The organism is Bacteroides sp. UBA939 (genome assembly GCF_002293435.1).
Classification (GTDB): Bacteria; Bacteroidota; Bacteroidia; order Bacteroidales; family Bacteroidaceae; genus Bacteroides.
Window position 1 is genome coordinate 1 of sequence record NZ_DBDF01000158.1, and the last position, 16198, is coordinate 16198.

The 16198-nt window shown below is 46.0% G+C and carries 13 protein-coding genes; 9 read left to right on the top strand and 4 right to left on the bottom strand.

All coding sequences use genetic code 11. The annotated features are described in order from the left end of the window. Positions 1-223: 223 nt before the first annotated feature. Complete coding sequence (locus B2Z67_RS09850; protein WP_291529654.1) at positions 224-2530, top strand: family 65 glycosyl hydrolase domain-containing protein; 2307 nt, start codon at positions 224-226, stop codon at positions 2528-2530. Positions 2531-2609: 79 nt separating this feature from the next. On the opposite strand, the gene B2Z67_RS09855 is transcribed toward B2Z67_RS09850, so the two are convergent. The 3 genes from B2Z67_RS09855 to B2Z67_RS09865 form a co-directional block, all read right to left on the bottom strand. Then, positions 2610-3845, bottom strand: a complete 1236-nt coding sequence (locus B2Z67_RS09855; protein WP_291529655.1) for a sodium ion-translocating decarboxylase subunit beta — start codon at positions 3843-3845, stop codon at positions 2610-2612. A gap of 6 nt (positions 3846-3851) precedes the next feature. Beyond that, complete coding sequence (locus B2Z67_RS09860) at positions 3852-5687, bottom strand: biotin/lipoyl-containing protein (protein WP_291529656.1); 1836 nt, start codon at positions 5685-5687, stop codon at positions 3852-3854. Positions 5688-5754: 67 nt separating this feature from the next. Beyond that, positions 5755-6012, bottom strand: a complete 258-nt coding sequence (locus B2Z67_RS09865; protein WP_291529657.1) for an OadG family protein — start codon at positions 6010-6012, stop codon at positions 5755-5757. 547 nt (positions 6013-6559) lie between these two features. Here B2Z67_RS09865 and B2Z67_RS09870 point away from each other — a divergent pair. From B2Z67_RS09870 to B2Z67_RS09905, 8 genes are all read left to right on the top strand, one after another. Next, positions 6560-6685 carry a hypothetical protein gene (locus B2Z67_RS09870; RefSeq protein WP_291529658.1) on the top strand — a complete coding sequence of 42 codons (126 nt, stop codon included), beginning with the start codon at positions 6560-6562 and terminating at the stop codon, positions 6683-6685. 168 nt (positions 6686-6853) lie between these two features. Continuing rightward, a complete protein-coding gene (locus B2Z67_RS09875; protein ID WP_291529659.1) occupies positions 6854-7417 on the top strand; it encodes an L-threonylcarbamoyladenylate synthase in 564 nt (187 codons plus the stop codon). 17 nt (positions 7418-7434) lie between these two features. Then, entirely contained in the window at positions 7435-9225 is a 1791-nt protein-coding gene (locus B2Z67_RS09880) for a chloride channel protein (RefSeq protein ID WP_291529660.1), read from the top strand. Positions 9226-9552: 327 nt separating this feature from the next. After that, the gene (fmt, locus tag B2Z67_RS09885) at positions 9553-10527 is read left to right on the top strand and encodes a methionyl-tRNA formyltransferase (RefSeq protein WP_291529661.1); all 975 of its coding nucleotides are present in this window, start codon (positions 9553-9555) and stop codon (positions 10525-10527) included. A 174-nt stretch (positions 10528-10701) separates the two neighbouring features. Continuing rightward, on the top strand, positions 10702-11295 hold the full coding sequence (locus B2Z67_RS09890) for an RNA polymerase sigma factor (protein ID WP_291529662.1): 594 nt from the start codon (positions 10702-10704) through the stop codon (positions 11293-11295). Between the two features lie 214 nt (positions 11296-11509). Then, positions 11510-11695, top strand: coding sequence for a hypothetical protein (locus B2Z67_RS09895; protein ID WP_291529663.1), 186 nt, complete (start codon positions 11510-11512; stop codon positions 11693-11695). A gap of 65 nt (positions 11696-11760) precedes the next feature. After that, complete coding sequence (gene rpe / locus B2Z67_RS09900) at positions 11761-12411, top strand: ribulose-phosphate 3-epimerase (protein ID WP_291529664.1); 651 nt, start codon at positions 11761-11763, stop codon at positions 12409-12411. Positions 12412-12469: 58 nt separating this feature from the next. Continuing rightward, positions 12470-14572 (top strand): ComEC/Rec2 family competence protein, encoded by a 2103-nt coding sequence (locus tag B2Z67_RS09905; protein WP_414630799.1) that lies wholly within the window; start codon positions 12470-12472, stop codon positions 14570-14572. A 269-nt stretch (positions 14573-14841) separates the two neighbouring features. Here B2Z67_RS09905 and B2Z67_RS09910 read toward each other — a convergent pair whose 3' ends face one another. Then, the gene (locus tag B2Z67_RS09910; protein WP_291529666.1) at positions 14842-16086 is read right to left on the bottom strand and encodes a serpin family protein; all 1245 of its coding nucleotides are present in this window, start codon (positions 16084-16086) and stop codon (positions 14842-14844) included. Positions 16087-16198: the final 112 nt, after the last annotated feature.

Sequence of the window (16198 nt, forward strand, 5' to 3'; positions counted from 1 at the left end):
AAAAACTTTTTGAGGAAAATTTAAACAGGCTCTAATAATAAAAATGTTATTCTTGCATCATCATTAAGACAAGAGATCTCAATGAGTAATGACAAAGAGATTTCAGCATTACTGGCATCTAGCCCAACACCACCACCCCCAACTCATTTATCCCTCAAAATATTTCTTTTTCCTCCTATTCTTTCTATCTTTACGGCTGTAACCATAAAGAGACATACATGCCATGAAAAGATACCTGAAGACTGACGAATGGAACATTATCGAAGACAACTTTAATGCCGACAACCTGCGAATGTCCGAAAGCATATTCAGCCTTGGAAACGGGCGATTCGGACAACGGGGAAACTTCGAAGAGCCTTATTCGAGCGACTCATACCGCGGTTCATTCGTAGCAGGTGTCACCTTTCTGGACAGGACACGCGTAGGATGGTGGAAGAACGGATTCCCGGTTTTCTACAGCCGCATACCCAACGCAGCAGACTGGTCGCACATCAGCCTGCGACTCATTGACGAAGAATTAGACCTCGCCCAATGGGACGTAAACACCTTCAACCGACGGCTCGACATGAAAGTCGGCATCGCCTACCGCGACGTAGAAGTAACCTCACCCAAAGGAAACCGGCTGCGCATACACGTGGAGCACATCAACAACATGGCGCATCCCGACCTATGCATAATAAAATACAACGTCACCTCCATCAACTATACCGGAAAAGCATCCCTCGTACCCTCCCTCAACGCCATCGTAACAAACAAGGACGACGAACCGAACGAGAAGATATGGAACATCCTCCGCTCCGGCGCCACCAAAGACTGTGCCTACCTCTGGACACAAACCCGGCGCGAAGACGCACAAGTGTGCTACGCCATGACCTACCAGTTCCTCAAGAACGGCAAAGAAACCGTAGCCAACCCCATACGAATTGAAAAGGAACAACAAGCCGGATTCAGTCTCGGTGCAGGCATGAAACCGGGAGACAACATCACGCTCATCAAATACACCGCCATCACCACCTCGCTCTATTACGAACGACAGAACCTCATAGACCACTCCATCGCCCAAGCCCAGCAGGCGAAAACCACCGGTTGGGACACATTAGTCAGCCACCACCTGCAAGCCTGGGCAGATATATGGAATGAAATGGACGTAACCATCGAAGGCGACCCGGAAGCACAGCAGGGCATCCGCTACAACATCTTCCAGCTATGCCAGACCTACCGCGGAGATGACCCGCGCCTCAACATCGGCCCTAAAGGATTCACCGGCGAGAAGTACGGCGGAAACACCTACTGGAACACAGAACTCTGCTGCGTGCCCTTCTTCCAACTCTCCACGCCAAGGGAGATTGTGAAGAACCTCCTGACGTACCGCTACAACCAACTGCCAAAGGCAATAGAGAATGCCCGCAAACTGGGCTTCAAGGATGGCGCCGCACTCTTCCCGCAGGTAACCAGCAACGGCGAAGAATGCCACAGCGAATGGGAAATCACCTTCGAGGAGATTCACCGCAACAACATCATCGTCTACGCCATTACGCAACACGCCGCAATGACGGGCAGCAAAAACTACATCGCCAAGTACGGACTGGAAGTGATGATTGCCATCTCCCGCTTCTGGAGCCAGCGTGTATCGTTCTCGACGCCGAAGCAGAAGTACGTGATACTGGGCGTCACTGGGCCTGACGAGTACGAAAACAACGTAGACAACAATTGGTACACCAACTACTCGTGCGTGCAATGCCTACGGATGACGTTGAAGTACCTTGAAGCCATTGCCGGAGAATATCCCAACGACTACGCCCGCGTACGCCGCGCCACCAACCTCCGCCAGCAGGAAGAGGCCGAACGTTGGCGTGACATCATCGACCGCATGTACCTGCCTGAGGACAAGGAACTGGGAATCTTCGTACAACACGACGGCTATCTGGACAAGGTACTGGAAAGCACGGACGCCATTCCGCCCGAAGAACGCCCCATCAACCAGCACTGGTCATGGGATCGTATTCTGCGGTCGTGCTACATCAAGCAGAGTGACGTTCTGCTGGGACTGTATCTGTATCATTCGCATTTCGACGAAGAGACCATCCGCCGTAATTTTGAATTCTATGAGGGCATGACGGTGCATGAGTCATCGCTCTCTCCGCACATCCACGCCATCCTTGCCGCCCGCATCGGTAAAGTGGAGAAGGCGTATCAGCTCTTCCTTCATGCCACTCGTCTCGACCTGGACGACTATAACAACGAAACGCATCAGGGACTGCATATCACAAGTATGCCGGGTAGTTGGCTCGCCATTGTACGTGGCTTTGCCGGTATGCAGGTACTGAATAAGATGCTTTCTTTCTCACCCGTCATTCCGGATAACTGGAAAAGTTACTCTTTCAAAGTGAACTACAGGGGGCGCACGCTGCACATACGCGTGGGTAAAGAGATAAGTATTTCGCTCATTGCCGGAGAGGAGCTGAGTATACAGATTTATGAAAATGTGTATAGTTTGAAGGAGGGCAGGGAGTTGAATTATGAATTATGAATTATGAATTATGAATTATGAATGGCTTTCATCGCGCAGCCATTCATAATTCAAAATTCAAAATTCATAATTCAAAATCTTATCCCAAGAACGAAATCAGTACGCCCGCCGCCACCGCCGAACCGATAACGCCGGAGATATTGCTGGACATACAGTAATTCAATACATGGTTCTTCGGATCATACTTTGTCGCAATCTCATTGCATACACGACTTGCCATCGGCACAGCGCTCAACCCCGTTGCACCAATCAGCGGATTAATTTTCTTCTTGCTGAACACATTGAACAGCTTCACAAAGAAAATACCTCCCGAAATAGAAAGTGCAAACGCAAGGAATCCACCTACTACAATACCGATAGTTGTCCAGTTCAGGAATGCTTCGCTCGTCATCGTAGCACCTACACTCAACCCCAGGAAGATGGTTGCCGCATTCATAATGCTATTGGCAGCCGCATCAAACAGACGGCTCGTATCCGAACCGATTTCCTTAATCAGGTTACCGAACATCAACATACCCACCAAAGGCACTGCCGTCGGCACAAAGAGGGCTACAACCGTAGTTACCGCAATCGGGAAAATTATCTTCAGTACACGCAGGTTCTTGATGTCAGTCTTCGAAGGATAGAGTTTCTCCTGTTCCTTCATATTAATCATCAGTTCCTTCTTGGAGCAAAGCAGTTTCACCACCAGCGGAATAATTACCGGCACCAGAGCCATGTACGAGTATGCCGCAATGGCAATAGGACCCAGCAAATGGGGAGCCAGCTTGATAGTCGTAAAGATTGCCGTAGGACCGTCAGCACCACCGATAATGCCCAGTGCACCAGCCTCTTGCGGCGTAAAGCCTATCATAACAGCCGCCAGCAACACAGTGAAGATACCCAACTGTGCCGCCGCACCGAAAATAGAAAGACGCAGGTTGCGGAGCATCGGCCCGAAGTCCGTCAGAGCACCCACACCCATAAAGATAATAGGTGGCAGGAAACCTGTCTTAATCAACATGTAGTAGATGAAGTTCATCAGCCCCAGGTCGTGCGCTATCTCATGCAACGGCATGTCCCAGATATTCTTCGCTATTCCGTTCACCATCACCATTCCGTTCTCATCCGCCTGGATAACACCCATCTCGCCGCCGGGGAAGTTGGCTATGAGTACACCGAAGGCGATAGGCACCAGCAGCAAAGGTTCATAATGCTTCTTGATACCCAGATACAACAGGATGAAAGCAATGGCATACATCACCAGAAACGACGGATTAGCAATGATATTGCTGAACGCCGTCATATCGTAGAGTTTTGCAAATATTTCTTCCATCGCCGCTTATCCTATCTTCATTAATACATCATCTTCTGAAATAGTATCACCCGGAGTGGCGCAAATGGCAGTCACTGTTCCGTCAAAGTCGGCACGAATGGCATTGTAAGTCTTCATGGCTTCGATATAGCAAAGCAAATCGCCTTTCTTCACCTTGTCACCTACCTTCAGCGGAGTTTCCTGCGTATTCTTCGTCAGGAAGAATTTGCCTTCCAGCGGAGCAATCACATCCTGACCTTCGCCTATGGGTGCGTCTACTTTGGCGGTAGCGTCTGCCGGCAAGTCGATGTCGCCGTAAGCCACTGTTACGCGATAAGCCTGTCCGTCCACCTGCACGGTAAGGGTTTTCGGTTTGGCGTCATCCAACGGAGACTTATTGAGTTCTGCTTTCCGTTTTTCCACGTCTGCCAGGAAGTCTTCCTTCGCTTTGCCGCTCTTGTAGGCTTCGTATTGTGCCGGGTGCATGGCATATTCGAAGAGTTCTTCATCGTCCTGACCCAGTTCCCACTTATTCTCTTTCATCATCTTGCGATACTTGTCGAGCGAATCGGGATAGTTATCCTGCGGATTTCCGGTAAAGAACTTACGGCCTTCGCGTTCTGCTTTCTCTATGATTTCGGGAGCTAACGTACCCGGCAACTTACCGGCTTTACCCAGCAACATATCCCAGATATCGTCGGCAATCATACCCCAGCGTTCCTTACCTTTCTCCATAGCAATCACATTCATCATTGCCAGGTTCTTGACGTACTGGCTGAAAGGAGTCACCAACGGAGGATAACCTACGCGCGGCCATACATAAGCTACTTCGTTGAACAGCTTGATAAGCAACTGATCCTGCGTCATGAACGGCAGGTTGCGTTTTGCCTTATACTTATTAATAGACTCCAGGTTAGTTTCCAGGTCTGCCATCAAACTACCCATCATACCGCCCGGCAATCCGGGGCCAATCAGCAGGGAGTTCATCAAACGGTTCTTCGGGCTGATGTACAAACCAAGGAAGTCGTCCATAAATTCCTGAACAAGCGCACGCACTTTCATGTATGCTTCCATGTTGACTTCAGGTACCTGGAAACCGGCATCCTTCAACATGGCCTGCACACTGAGCAAGTCGGCATGTCCTGTACCCCATGACAAGGGTTCCATACCTACATCGATGTAATCGCAACCCGCCTCGCATACTTCGAGGATGCTTGCCATATTGAAACCGGGGCCTGCATGGCTATGATACTGGATAGGAATTTCAGGATGGGCAGCTTTGATATTAGCTACAATCTTGCCCAGCGATACCGGACGTCCGATACCTGCCATATCCTTGATACAGATTTCGTCGGCACCCAGTTTAATAAGTTCCAGCGCCATGTCAGTGTAATATTCCACCGTATGGATAGGGGAATGTGTGATACAGAGCGAACATTGCGAAATCATTCCCGCATCTTTGGCATAAGTGATGGAAGGAGCAATATTGGAAACGTCATTCAATCCGCAGAACGTACGCGTGATGTCTGTTCCCTGTGCTTTCTTTACCTTATAAAATAGCTTGCGGACATCTGCCGGTACGGGACTCATGCGTAGACCATTCAATGCACGGTCCAGCATGTGTGTTTGTATACCTGCTTCATGGAATGGTTTCGTCCATGCGCGCACAGCCTTATTAGGATTCTCACCAAACAATAAATTTACCTGTTCAAAACCGCCGCCATTGGTTTCTACGCGGGCGAAACAGCCCATTTCAACAATAGCGGGAGCAACTTTTACCAACTGGTCTACACGGGGTACATATTTTCCGGCACTTTGCCACATATCCCTGAACACCAGACTAAACTTAATCTCTTTTTTCATACTAATTAAATACGTGTGTGTTTTTTAATTAAAATTCATCATTTACCTGTTATCTACTTAATTATAATCAGATTTTCTCAACTTTAGCCACTTTACCCTTGCCCTGCGTCACCACTGTTACAGCAGCGCCGATAGCAGCTAAAACATTTCCGGGAATAGCGGCAACACCTTGAGCCACTTTCTTATCCCTCGCCACATCTTCGGGTGCATATTTATTCACCAGCAGGATAAGTCCTTTACCTAAGTAGATTACAATCAGCAGGATAGCGAACACCGTCGTCATTCCCACTACCATCAGCAGAAGCGCTGTACTGAGATTTTCCATATTACAAATTATTATATATTCGGTCTGTTTTTCAAAAAAACGCACGAAAATAGCAATTATTTCTTAGAGAATTGCGAAATAAAGTAATAAAAGATACTAAAATAAAAGTTTCGATGCTATCGGATGGTAGCACGGGAAGTAATTAATCACAAACCAGATACCGAAAACCGGAGTTGTTCCGATCATCTCTCATGTTATATAACCAGGCTTTTTTCATCAAACAAAAATTCATATATGCTCATGAATACAGCACCATTATTGTCCTGGTACTTCTCTATGGACTCTTCAGTAATCCACAAAAGACATTTAGATACAGACTATAAAGGAATACGCTTGATACCGGGGATGTTAGCGGATAGAATCGGGTGATACATTTAGTTTCAGCAGGAAATACATTTAGTTTCATCGTATTGAAACTCTTTGTTCCTACATATAATACATTTAGTTTCATCGTATTGAAACCATTTGTTCCTATGTAAAATACATTTAGTTTCAATAGGATGAAACTTTTTGTTTCGGCAGGAGAAACATTTAGTTTCAACATGGAATGAAACTCTTCGTCAACTTATCCGGTGCAGGAAATGTAGCTGTTGCAGATGTGTGGCAGATAAGGTATCTGCCACACATCTGCAACGGGTATCTGCAACGCTCCAATTTGTTTATTATCAGATAGATACGAGCAAAAAGGTGGCAGATGGCAGATAAAAATCGATTTTCAACTTTATGGAGGTGTTGCGAGCGAAGGGAAGAAGGACTGCTCCACTAAACAGTTAAAGAACTTTTTATTATCGTACAAAAGTACTACTTTTGCGTGCTAATCATTGTATTTATGCATCAGGAAATGATAGAAGAGATTAAAAAAGCCTGTCAAGTGATGAACGAAGGCGGAGTTATCCTGTATCCCACCGACACCATTTGGGGTATAGGTTGTGACGCTACCAACGAAGAAGCGGTGCGGCGCGTGTATCAGATAAAGCAACGTTCGGACAGTAAGGCAATGCTGGTACTGGTAGATTCTTCCGTGAAAGTGGACTTCTATGTGCAGGATGTACCGGATGTGGCTTGGGATTTGATTGAACTGGCGGACAAACCGATCACCATTATCTATTCCGGCGCCCGCAACCTGGCGCCTAACCTGCTTGCCGAAGACGGCAGTGTGGGTATCCGGGTAACGAACGAGGAATTTTCAAAACGTCTCTGCCGGCAATTCCGCAAAGCCATCGTATCCACTTCCGCTAATGTAAGCGGGCAACCTTCGCCGGGAAACTTCAGCGAAATAAGCGAAGAACTTAAATCTATGGTGGACTACGTGGTGAAATACCGTCAGGCAGAAATGGAACGCCCCAAACCCTCCGGCATTATAAAGCTGGGCAAGGGTGGAGTTATTAAAATCATTCGCGAATAAGATAAAGCATCTGGTATATGGAAAAAGGGAAGAAAAGTCTGTTTCAGCGCTTTCTCTTATGGCGCGAGAAGAATATCAAGGAAAAGCATTTTATCCTGATACTCAGCTTTCTTGTCGGTATCTTTACGGCTATTGCAGCTTTGATGTTGAAGATGTTGATTCATTGGATACAGAATTTCCTGACGGACAATTTCAATACGACGGAAGCCAACTACCTTTATCTGGTTTATCCGGTGGTGGGTATCTTTCTGGCAGGATTATTTGTGCGCTATATAGTGAAGGACGACATCAGCCACGGAGTCACAAAAATCCTTTATTCCATTTCCCGGAGACAGGGGCGCATCAAAAGGCATAATACGTGGTCGTCCATGATTGCCAGCTCCATAACAATCGGATTCGGCGGTTCGGTCGGAGCAGAGGCGCCCATCGTGCTGACGGGTTCGGCCATCGGCTCTAACCTGGGAAGCATCTTCAAAATGGAACATCGCACGTTGATGCTTCTGGTAGGATGTGGCGCCGCAGGCGCCGTTGCCGGTATCTTCAAGGCTCCCATTGCCGGACTGGTATTTACGCTGGAAGTACTGATGATAGACCTTACCATGTCTTCCTTGCTCCCGTTACTGATTTCAGCGGTCACGGCCGCCACCGTTTCATATATCACTACCGGCACGGAAGCAATGTTTAAGTTCAACCTCGACCAGGCGTTCGAGATGGAGCGCATTCCTTATGTTATCATGTTGGGCATTATCTGCGGGTTGATTTCACTTTACTTCACCCGTGCCATGAGTTCTGTAGAAGGCGCATTCGGCAAACTGAAAAACCCTTATCAGAAGTTGGTTCTGGGTGGCATAATGCTGAGCATACTGATTTTCCTTTTCCCGCCGCTATACGGCGAAGGTTACGATACCATTAATCTACTGCTGAACGGTACCTCCAATGCCGATTGGGATACGGTGATGAACAATTCATTCTTCTATGGGAATGGTAGTTTGCTGCTGGTTTATCTCATTTTGATTATCCTGTTTAAGGTATTCGCATCCTGTGCAACGAATGGCGGTGGCGGTTGCGGTGGTATCTTTGCACCCTCTTTGTTTCTGGGATGTATCGCAGGTTTCGTCTTTTCCTTTTTCAGCAACAAGTTCGATTTCTCCTATTATCTGCCCGAAAAGAACTTTGCCCTGATGGGTATGGCAGGCGTGATGAGCGGTGTGATGCATGCCCCGTTGACGGGAGTTTTTCTGATAGCCGAGTTGACGGGAGGATACGACCTGTTCTTGCCGTTGATGATTGTATCTGTCAGTTCTTACCTGACGATTATTGTTTTTGAGCCTCATAGCATCTACTCCATGCGTTTGGCAAAAAAAGGCGAACTGCTGACACATCACAAAGACAAGGCAGTGTTGACGCTGATGAAAATGGAAAATGTGGTGGAGAAAGATTTCGTAGTTGTTCATCCCGAAATGGATTTGGGTGAACTGGTAAAGGTAATATCCGCTTCCAGCCGCAACATATTCCCAGTAACGGACAACACCGGGATATTGATTGGTATCGTGACTTTGGATGATATCCGCAACATCATGTTCCGGCAGGAGTTGTACCATCGTTTCACGGTGGGCAAGCTGATGACGGCTACTCCGGCACGCCTGTATGATACGGACAGTATGGAGCAAGTGATGCGTATATTTGACGATACAAAGGCGTGGAATCTCCCCGTTGTAGATGAGCAGGGACATTATCTGGGATTTGTTTCCAAGTCGAAGATATTTAATTCCTACCGTCAGGTATTGGTGCATTTCTCTGAGGACTAATTTTCAATAGAATTAACCTGCGTTATTCATACAGTAGGGATTATGAGGAGTTAAAGGAGTTATCACTTCGCTCAAGAGTTATCGCCGTACTAAAACCGTACCAAAACCGTGTCCGCTCCGTACCAGGACCGTGTCAAAGCATTACCAACTCCGTACCTTCTCCGTATAAAGGTACCCTTATACGGAGCGGGTACGGAGTTGGTACGGACTTGATACGGAGCAGATAGTGTGTGATAAGGCTCGCATCATTCACGGGGCAGGAGTTAGACAACTCCTTTAACTCCTGATTCGCATGAATAATACAGATTAATGAAACCTAATATAAAGATGATGAAGAAAGAAGATTTGCGTATAGTTTATATGGGTACTCCCGACTTTGCGGTAGAACCCTTGCGGCGGTTAGTAGAAGGCGGTTACAATGTAGCCGGTGTTATCACCATGCCCGATAAACCTGCCGGACGGGGACATAAACTCCAGTTCTCTCCTGTGAAGCAATATGCACTGGAGTATCATCTCCCTTTGTTGCAACCCGAAAAACTGAAAGATGAGGCTTTCCTTGAATCGTTGCGCCAATGGAAGGCTGATTTGCAGATTGTTGTAGCTTTCCGCATGCTGCCCGAGGTGGTGTGGAACATGCCCCGTTTGGGAACATTCAATCTTCATGCTTCCCTTTTGCCCCAATACCGTGGAGCGGCTCCCATCAACTGGGCTGTTATCAATGGAGATACGGAAACGGGTATCACAACTTTCTTCCTGAGTCATGAAATAGATACGGGGGAAGTTATTCAGCAAGTTCGCATTCCCATTGCCGATACGGATGATGTGGGAATTGTGCATGACAGGCTGATGAAGCGTGGCGGAGAGTTGGTAACCGAGACTGTAGATGCCATATTGAATGACGCCGTGAAACCCATCCCTCAGGAAGAAATGGCTGTTGCAGGTGAGTTGCGTCCTGCCCCAAAAATCTTCAAAGAAACTTGCCGCATTGACTGGAACCAACCGGTGAAACGTATTTATGACTTCATCCGTGGCTTGTCTCCTTACCCCACTGCCTGGTCGGAACTGGCTCAGCTTGACGGAGAAGCGGTGGTAGTGAAGATATTTGAAACGGAAAAGATCATCGAAGCCCATCAACTGTCTCCCGGTACTTTGCAGACAGATGGCAAAACTTATATCCGCATAGCTGCAACAGACGGTTTTATCGGTATCCGGTCTTTGCAACTACCCGGCAAGAAGCGACTGAAAACAGATGAACTTTTGCGTGGCTTCCGATTGACGGAGGAGTTTCGGATGATATTTTAGACGCAGATTTCACGGATTTCACAGATTAATAGCTGTGTTCTGATTAATACACTGCTAAATTATCATTCATATTCTTGTTCTTTCTCCCAAATTTTATTTTCTTTGCGTATTATTAACTCCTAAACATCGAATGCCTATCGGACTACATTACGCTGAAAACTAAAAACGCACGTAATGAACATACAAACAAATGTTGCCGACGAAACGTTGGTAGCCCTTTATGCACAAGGTAATAATGAGGCATTCGATATCCTGTTGAACCGTCATAAGAACCGTCTTTACTCGTATATTTACTATACGGTACGCAATGTGGAACTGGCAGAAGACATCTTCCAGGAAACCTTCACGAAAGCTATCATTACCATTCAGCAAGGCCGTTACAATGAAAACGGTAAATTTCCGGCGTGGCTCACGCGCATAGCCCACAATCTTATCATTGACTGTTTCCGTCAGGAAAAGCAGGAGAATATAGTGTCCTGTGATGAAGAAGAACGAAACCTACTGAATAACATCCGCCTTTCCGAAGATACCATCGAATCGGAAATTGTGAACGTGCAGATTCTTTCGGACGTACGCCGATTGATGAATCATTTGCCGGATGAACAACGCGAAGTGGTACACATGCGCTACTATCAGGAACTCAGTTTCAAGGAGATAGCGGAAATGACGGGAGTCAGCATCAATACTTCTTTGGGCAGAATGCGCTATGCAATACTGAACCTGCGACGGATGGCGGAAAAGCATGGCATCTCTCTTACTATGGAATAAACAATCTCACAAACAAAAGTGCGGATAGATTTCTTTTAGAGTGAAGCACTTTTCTTGCATTAATTTTGCTAATAAATATACTATTTCTCCTTTTCTTTCGTTTTTAACGTGTAACTCGTATTATTCATAATTCAAGAGTTTTACTTTTAACACCACCTCAACTCCTGAATAGGAATAACATATTTCCGTAATCAATCAACTATATAAATAGCCTATGGATAAAAAAATTACTCCTTCTTTTTCTTCTTCATCCGCCAAACCGCATGAACCCGGTAACATGGCATCCGGCGAGTGTCCGCAACCTTCCGCGAAAACGTTAGCTTTACTCCGCAGCTTTGCGCGAAATTATCGGGCGATACCACAGCTTCCGCAAGGCTTGCAAGGAATTATATTAGGATGAATGAAACCTTTTGACTACATTTGTGCGTTGTATCTATAACGTAACATTATGAAATGTGTTGTAATATGAAACCAATCATATCTCCTTCTATTTTGTCCGCGGATTTCGCTTACCTGGCGAAGGATTTGGAAATGCTGAACCGTAGTGAAGCCGACTGGGTTCACATTGATGTAATGGATGGCGTGTTTGTTCCAAACATATCTTTCGGCTTTCCCGTATTGAAACATGTGGTAAAGATTTCAAAGAAACCTCTGGATGTACATCTGATGATTGTACAACCTGAGAGGTTCATTGATGAAGTGAAAGCCCTGGGAGCACATACAATGAATGTGCACTATGAAGCCTGTCCTCACCTGCACCGTGTAGTGCAACAGATACGTGAAGCCGGTATGCAACCTGCCGTTACACTTAATCCGGCTACCCCTGTATCAATGCTGAAAGATATTATCCAAGACGTGTACATGGTGTTGCTTATGAGCGTGAATCCCGGTTTTGGCGGTCAGAAGTTTATTGAACATTCCATTGAAAAAGTGCGTGAGTTGCGCGCCTTGATAGACAGCACCGGCTCGAAAACTCTGATTGAGGTGGATGGCGGTGTAAATATGGAAACGGGCGCCCGTTTGATAGCTGCCGGAGCTGATGTGCTGGTTGCCGGAAACGCAGTGTTCGCTGCTTCCGACCCCGAGGGAGTGATACATTCGTTGAAGAATCTTTAATTCCCTTATTCAATTGACAATTAAAGGCCTGCAACGGTATCCTTTCTTACGACTTCTGATACCGTTTGCTGTTGGCATCGCGTATGGCGATGCACACTTCTTTGGACAGCGGGGAGAATCATTACCGGATGTCCCGGTGAAAATTTCCCATCTGCTTTCCGGCCTTTTCCCGTTTTGGATTTGTACGGCAGGCGTTGTTTTACTCTTTCTTGCTTATCGCTTTTCCAACAGATACCGTTTCCACTGGTTGTATGGTGTTTCAGTCTTTGTTTGTTGTTTCGGTTTAGGAGCCGGTATGGTAGAGGCATGTCTGCATCGGACGGATTTTCCTTTTTCCGGTGAAGCATCCGTCTACCAAGTGGTTATTCAGGAACGACCGGAAGCAAAGGAACGAAGTATCTTATGCCGCACCCGGCTGGAAGGACGGATTGGAGATAAAGCGGTGGCAAATGAAGAATATGACAACACCGTTTTATTATACTTCCCGAAAGATTCCGCCGCCGCTGCATTAAACAGAGGAGATAAGCTTTGGGTACATGCACGCCTCTCCCCTCCTGCCAATAATGGTAATCCTGACGAGTTTGATTATGTCCGTTACTTCATCCGCAAAGGAGGAAGTGCTACGGCATATATTCCTGCCGGACATTGGCGGGTGACCGGATACAATACTTCCCGTACCTTTATGCAGGTTGCTTCGGATTATCGCGAGAAGGTGGTAAGCTTATATCGTCGTTTAGGTTTTCAGGATGACAATCTTGCAGTACTTTCAGCGCTTACCGTTGGTGACAAGGATAATTTAAGTGAAGATATCCGGGAAACCTATTCGGTAGCGGGAGCCAGTCATGTACTGGCACTTTCGGGACTTCATATCGGCTTTCTTTATGCCCTATTCTTTTTTCTACTGTCCCTGCTGTGGAGACGTTGTTCTTTTTTCAAGCCTTTCGGTATTCTTATTATCATTCTCCTTTTATGGGGGTTTGCTTTCTTTACAGGCTTCTCTCCTTCCGTGGTTCGTTCAGTCATTATGTTTTCTTTGTTGGGGGTTTCCTGTCTGCAACGGGAGAAGCCATTGACTCTGAATACACTGGCGGCTACCGCTTTCCTGATGTTAGTCTATAATCCCCTTTGGCTGTTTGATGTAGGTTTTCAACTATCTTTTGTTGCGGTATCTTCTCTTTTATTGATACAGCCCGGGCTTTATAAGTTGATTCCTGTAAAGCGTCGTATTCCGCGTTACATTTGGGGGTTACTTACAGTTTCCGTTGCTGCGCAAATAGGTGCGGCCCCTTTGATAATCTTTTATTTCTCCCGGTTTTCTACCCATTTCCTCTTAACCAACCTTTGGGTGATTCCAATGGTGACATTGATTCTGTATTCTGCTGTTCTCATGCTGGCGCTTACACCTTTCCCTATTGTACAACAATGGCTTGCTACAGTAGTCAAAGGTTTGGTGAATGCCCAGAATGAGGGTCTGCGATGGATAGAGCAATTACCTTTATCTTCTGTGGATGGTCTTTGGGTTGACGTTTGGGAACTTGTACTCTTTTATCTTTTCCTGTTATTCCTTTTGCGAAGTTTTGCTGTGCGTAGTGCGCGTAGTGTGTATATACCGCTATGTTGTTTGTTACTTTTGGTATCCTATCACACAGTTTCAGGTAGTTTTTCGACTCCCCGGCGAAGTATTGCTTTTTATAATGTGCGTGGTTGTCCGGCGGTATATTGCCTTACGGATGAAGGGCGGTCTTGGCTGGCTTGCGCCGATACTTTGCCGGATACTTTCCGTTACCATCGTACACTTGCACCCCATTGGAACCGGCAGCGGCTTGCTGCTCCTGAAACATTAACTGAGGATTACCATACTTCCGGTTTTACTTTTCGTGACCGTATAGTTTCTTATGCCGGGAAACGTATTTGCCTGCTTCATGATGACCGTTGGCAAAATAAGACGTCTGAGTATCCCTTGATCATTGATTATTTATATATCTCCGGCGGGTATGCCGGTGATATAGAAAGGTTAACTTCTCTCTTTCGTATCCGAGCTGTCATTCTGGATATATCTCTTTCTGATTATCGATGCAATACACTTAAAGAAGAGTGTTCCCGTTTGGCTATTCCCTGCATCTCTATGAAAGAGAGGGGAGCGCTTTGTATTTATCTGTAAGATGTGGTTAGTGGTTAGTGATTAGTGGTTAGTGATTAGTGGTTAGTGATTAGCAAGTCTCATAGAACTCCTCAGAGTGGCTCAACTACTACTAAGTAATTGACCAACTACCAGTAGGTAGTTGAGCTACTTTACAGGATAACGGGTTTCAATACAAGAAAAATCATGCTTCGGAAGTTTCGGATGATTCCAAATTGCATTCCAGATAATTCCAAATTACATTACGGATAATTCCAATTACATTACGAATGTTTCCAAATTACATTACATTATAGTTCCGTAATCTTCCCCATAAAGAGAATCGCCCCTGTACTTTTTTCCTTTATCATGAAAGCAAAAGGACGATCGACATAGAAAGGAATAGGGGTAGAAGGACCGACAGAAGTTGTCATCATTCCACCTATTGTTACTGCTGCGGCCTCAGTTCCTTCTTCATCTACATTGACATAAGTGAACTGTTGCAGAAGACCGATAAATAAATTCTCCTCCGACATTTTGGAGAAATCAGCTCTGTGTTTATCAAAAGCATCTTGCATCCCCATAGCAACCATGTCTCCTATGAGACTTTTGTCATACTCCACTTTGAAACGGGGAAGCTTAACCTGTAACTCCCTGCCGTACAGGCTCTCGCCCCACTCTTTCCAGTTACCGGAAGTCAGTTCAGCCAGGCTCTCGTCCAGCGTCTTGCCTTCGGCGGGCAATAATACCACCATGCTGAAAGCCTCGTTACCGTATGGAAGTTCCGCTATGGCGAATGCAGTGTTATGGACATAATTGAACGTTCCGGTCTGATTCATCATATTTACCTTCCGCTCAATGCCATCGGAGTTGGTAAAGTTCTCCTGGCGAGTATCCGACTTCCGGAATTGGCTCCTCCAGATTCCTTTGAAGTAAAGTGCATTAATCAAATACATGCGTGCATCTTCAGGTATCTCCTCGATGACTTTCTTTATACAATTATTCGTCTGCTCGGCACACCATTGGTTGATTACATCTTTCGCTTTGGGAGATGCAAAGTCAAGTTCCTGTACACGGGCGTCATACTTTTTCTTATTCACATCCACAAAAGAGTCAAAAACCTTAAAGCCTTGCTTCACCCAGATGGAGTTGGCTATTCCCAACTGGGTGGTGTTGTCCAGATCCAGTAAAGCGGTGGTCAGTTTCCGGTTATAATTATTCAAGTCGTCGAGAGAGAAAGATGCGGCGGGGAATCCCAGCACGTCCTGCATTTCAGTAAGTGTATTGCCCCAAGCCCCGTTAGTAATCATTGACAAACAAAGCGAAGCGCTCAGCGGAGAGACAAACACATTGGGCTTTCTTGCTTCTGTGCTGCACACCTGGCCGAAGAAATGGAAGGCAAAATCAGTACCTGCTTCCAACATTTCTTGTTCTGCACGGGTTAGCGAGATGTCTTTACGCGGTTTGGGTTCCGGCTGAGGGGTCTCGTTCTCATCATTCTGACATGCTGCAAAGATACTGAGTAGGCTTAATGCAGCGATAGTTTTCTTTAACATAAGTGTATAGTATTGATTTCTATTAAGTTATTCTATTAGTTTATTCTATTAAGTTATATCTATTAAGTTAAGTAGCTGTTCATAATTAGTTTATACTATATTTTTTAGACGC

Bases quoted from the DNA above. Each gene is read 5' to 3' on its own strand.
- B2Z67_RS09855 (WP_291529655.1), bottom strand. From the start codon at position 3,845: ATGGAAGAAATATTTGCAAAACTCTACGATATGACGGCGTTCAGCAAT.
- B2Z67_RS09860 (WP_291529656.1), bottom strand. From the start codon at position 5,687: ATGAAAAAAGAGATTAAGTTTAGTCTGGTGTTCAGGGATATGTGGCAA.
- B2Z67_RS09880 (WP_291529660.1), top strand. From the start codon at position 7,435: ATGGAAAAAGGGAAGAAAAGTCTGTTTCAGCGCTTTCTCTTATGGCGC.
- B2Z67_RS09870 (WP_291529658.1), top strand. From the start codon at position 6,560: ATGAAACTCTTCGTCAACTTATCCGGTGCAGGAAATGTAGCTGTTGCA.
- B2Z67_RS09910 (WP_291529666.1), bottom strand. From the start codon at position 16,086: ATGTTAAAGAAAACTATCGCTGCATTAAGCCTACTCAGTATCTTTGCA.
- rpe (WP_291529664.1), top strand. From the start codon at position 11,761: ATGAAACCAATCATATCTCCTTCTATTTTGTCCGCGGATTTCGCTTAC.
- fmt (WP_291529661.1), top strand. From the start codon at position 9,553: ATGATGAAGAAAGAAGATTTGCGTATAGTTTATATGGGTACTCCCGAC.
- B2Z67_RS09865 (WP_291529657.1), bottom strand. From the start codon at position 6,012: ATGGAAAATCTCAGTACAGCGCTTCTGCTGATGGTAGTGGGAATGACG.
- B2Z67_RS09890 (WP_291529662.1), top strand. From the start codon at position 10,702: ATGAACATACAAACAAATGTTGCCGACGAAACGTTGGTAGCCCTTTAT.
- B2Z67_RS09895 (WP_291529663.1), top strand. From the start codon at position 11,510: ATGGATAAAAAAATTACTCCTTCTTTTTCTTCTTCATCCGCCAAACCG.
- B2Z67_RS09850 (WP_291529654.1), top strand. From the start codon at position 224: ATGAAAAGATACCTGAAGACTGACGAATGGAACATTATCGAAGACAAC.
- B2Z67_RS09875 (WP_291529659.1), top strand. From the start codon at position 6,854: ATGATAGAAGAGATTAAAAAAGCCTGTCAAGTGATGAACGAAGGCGGA.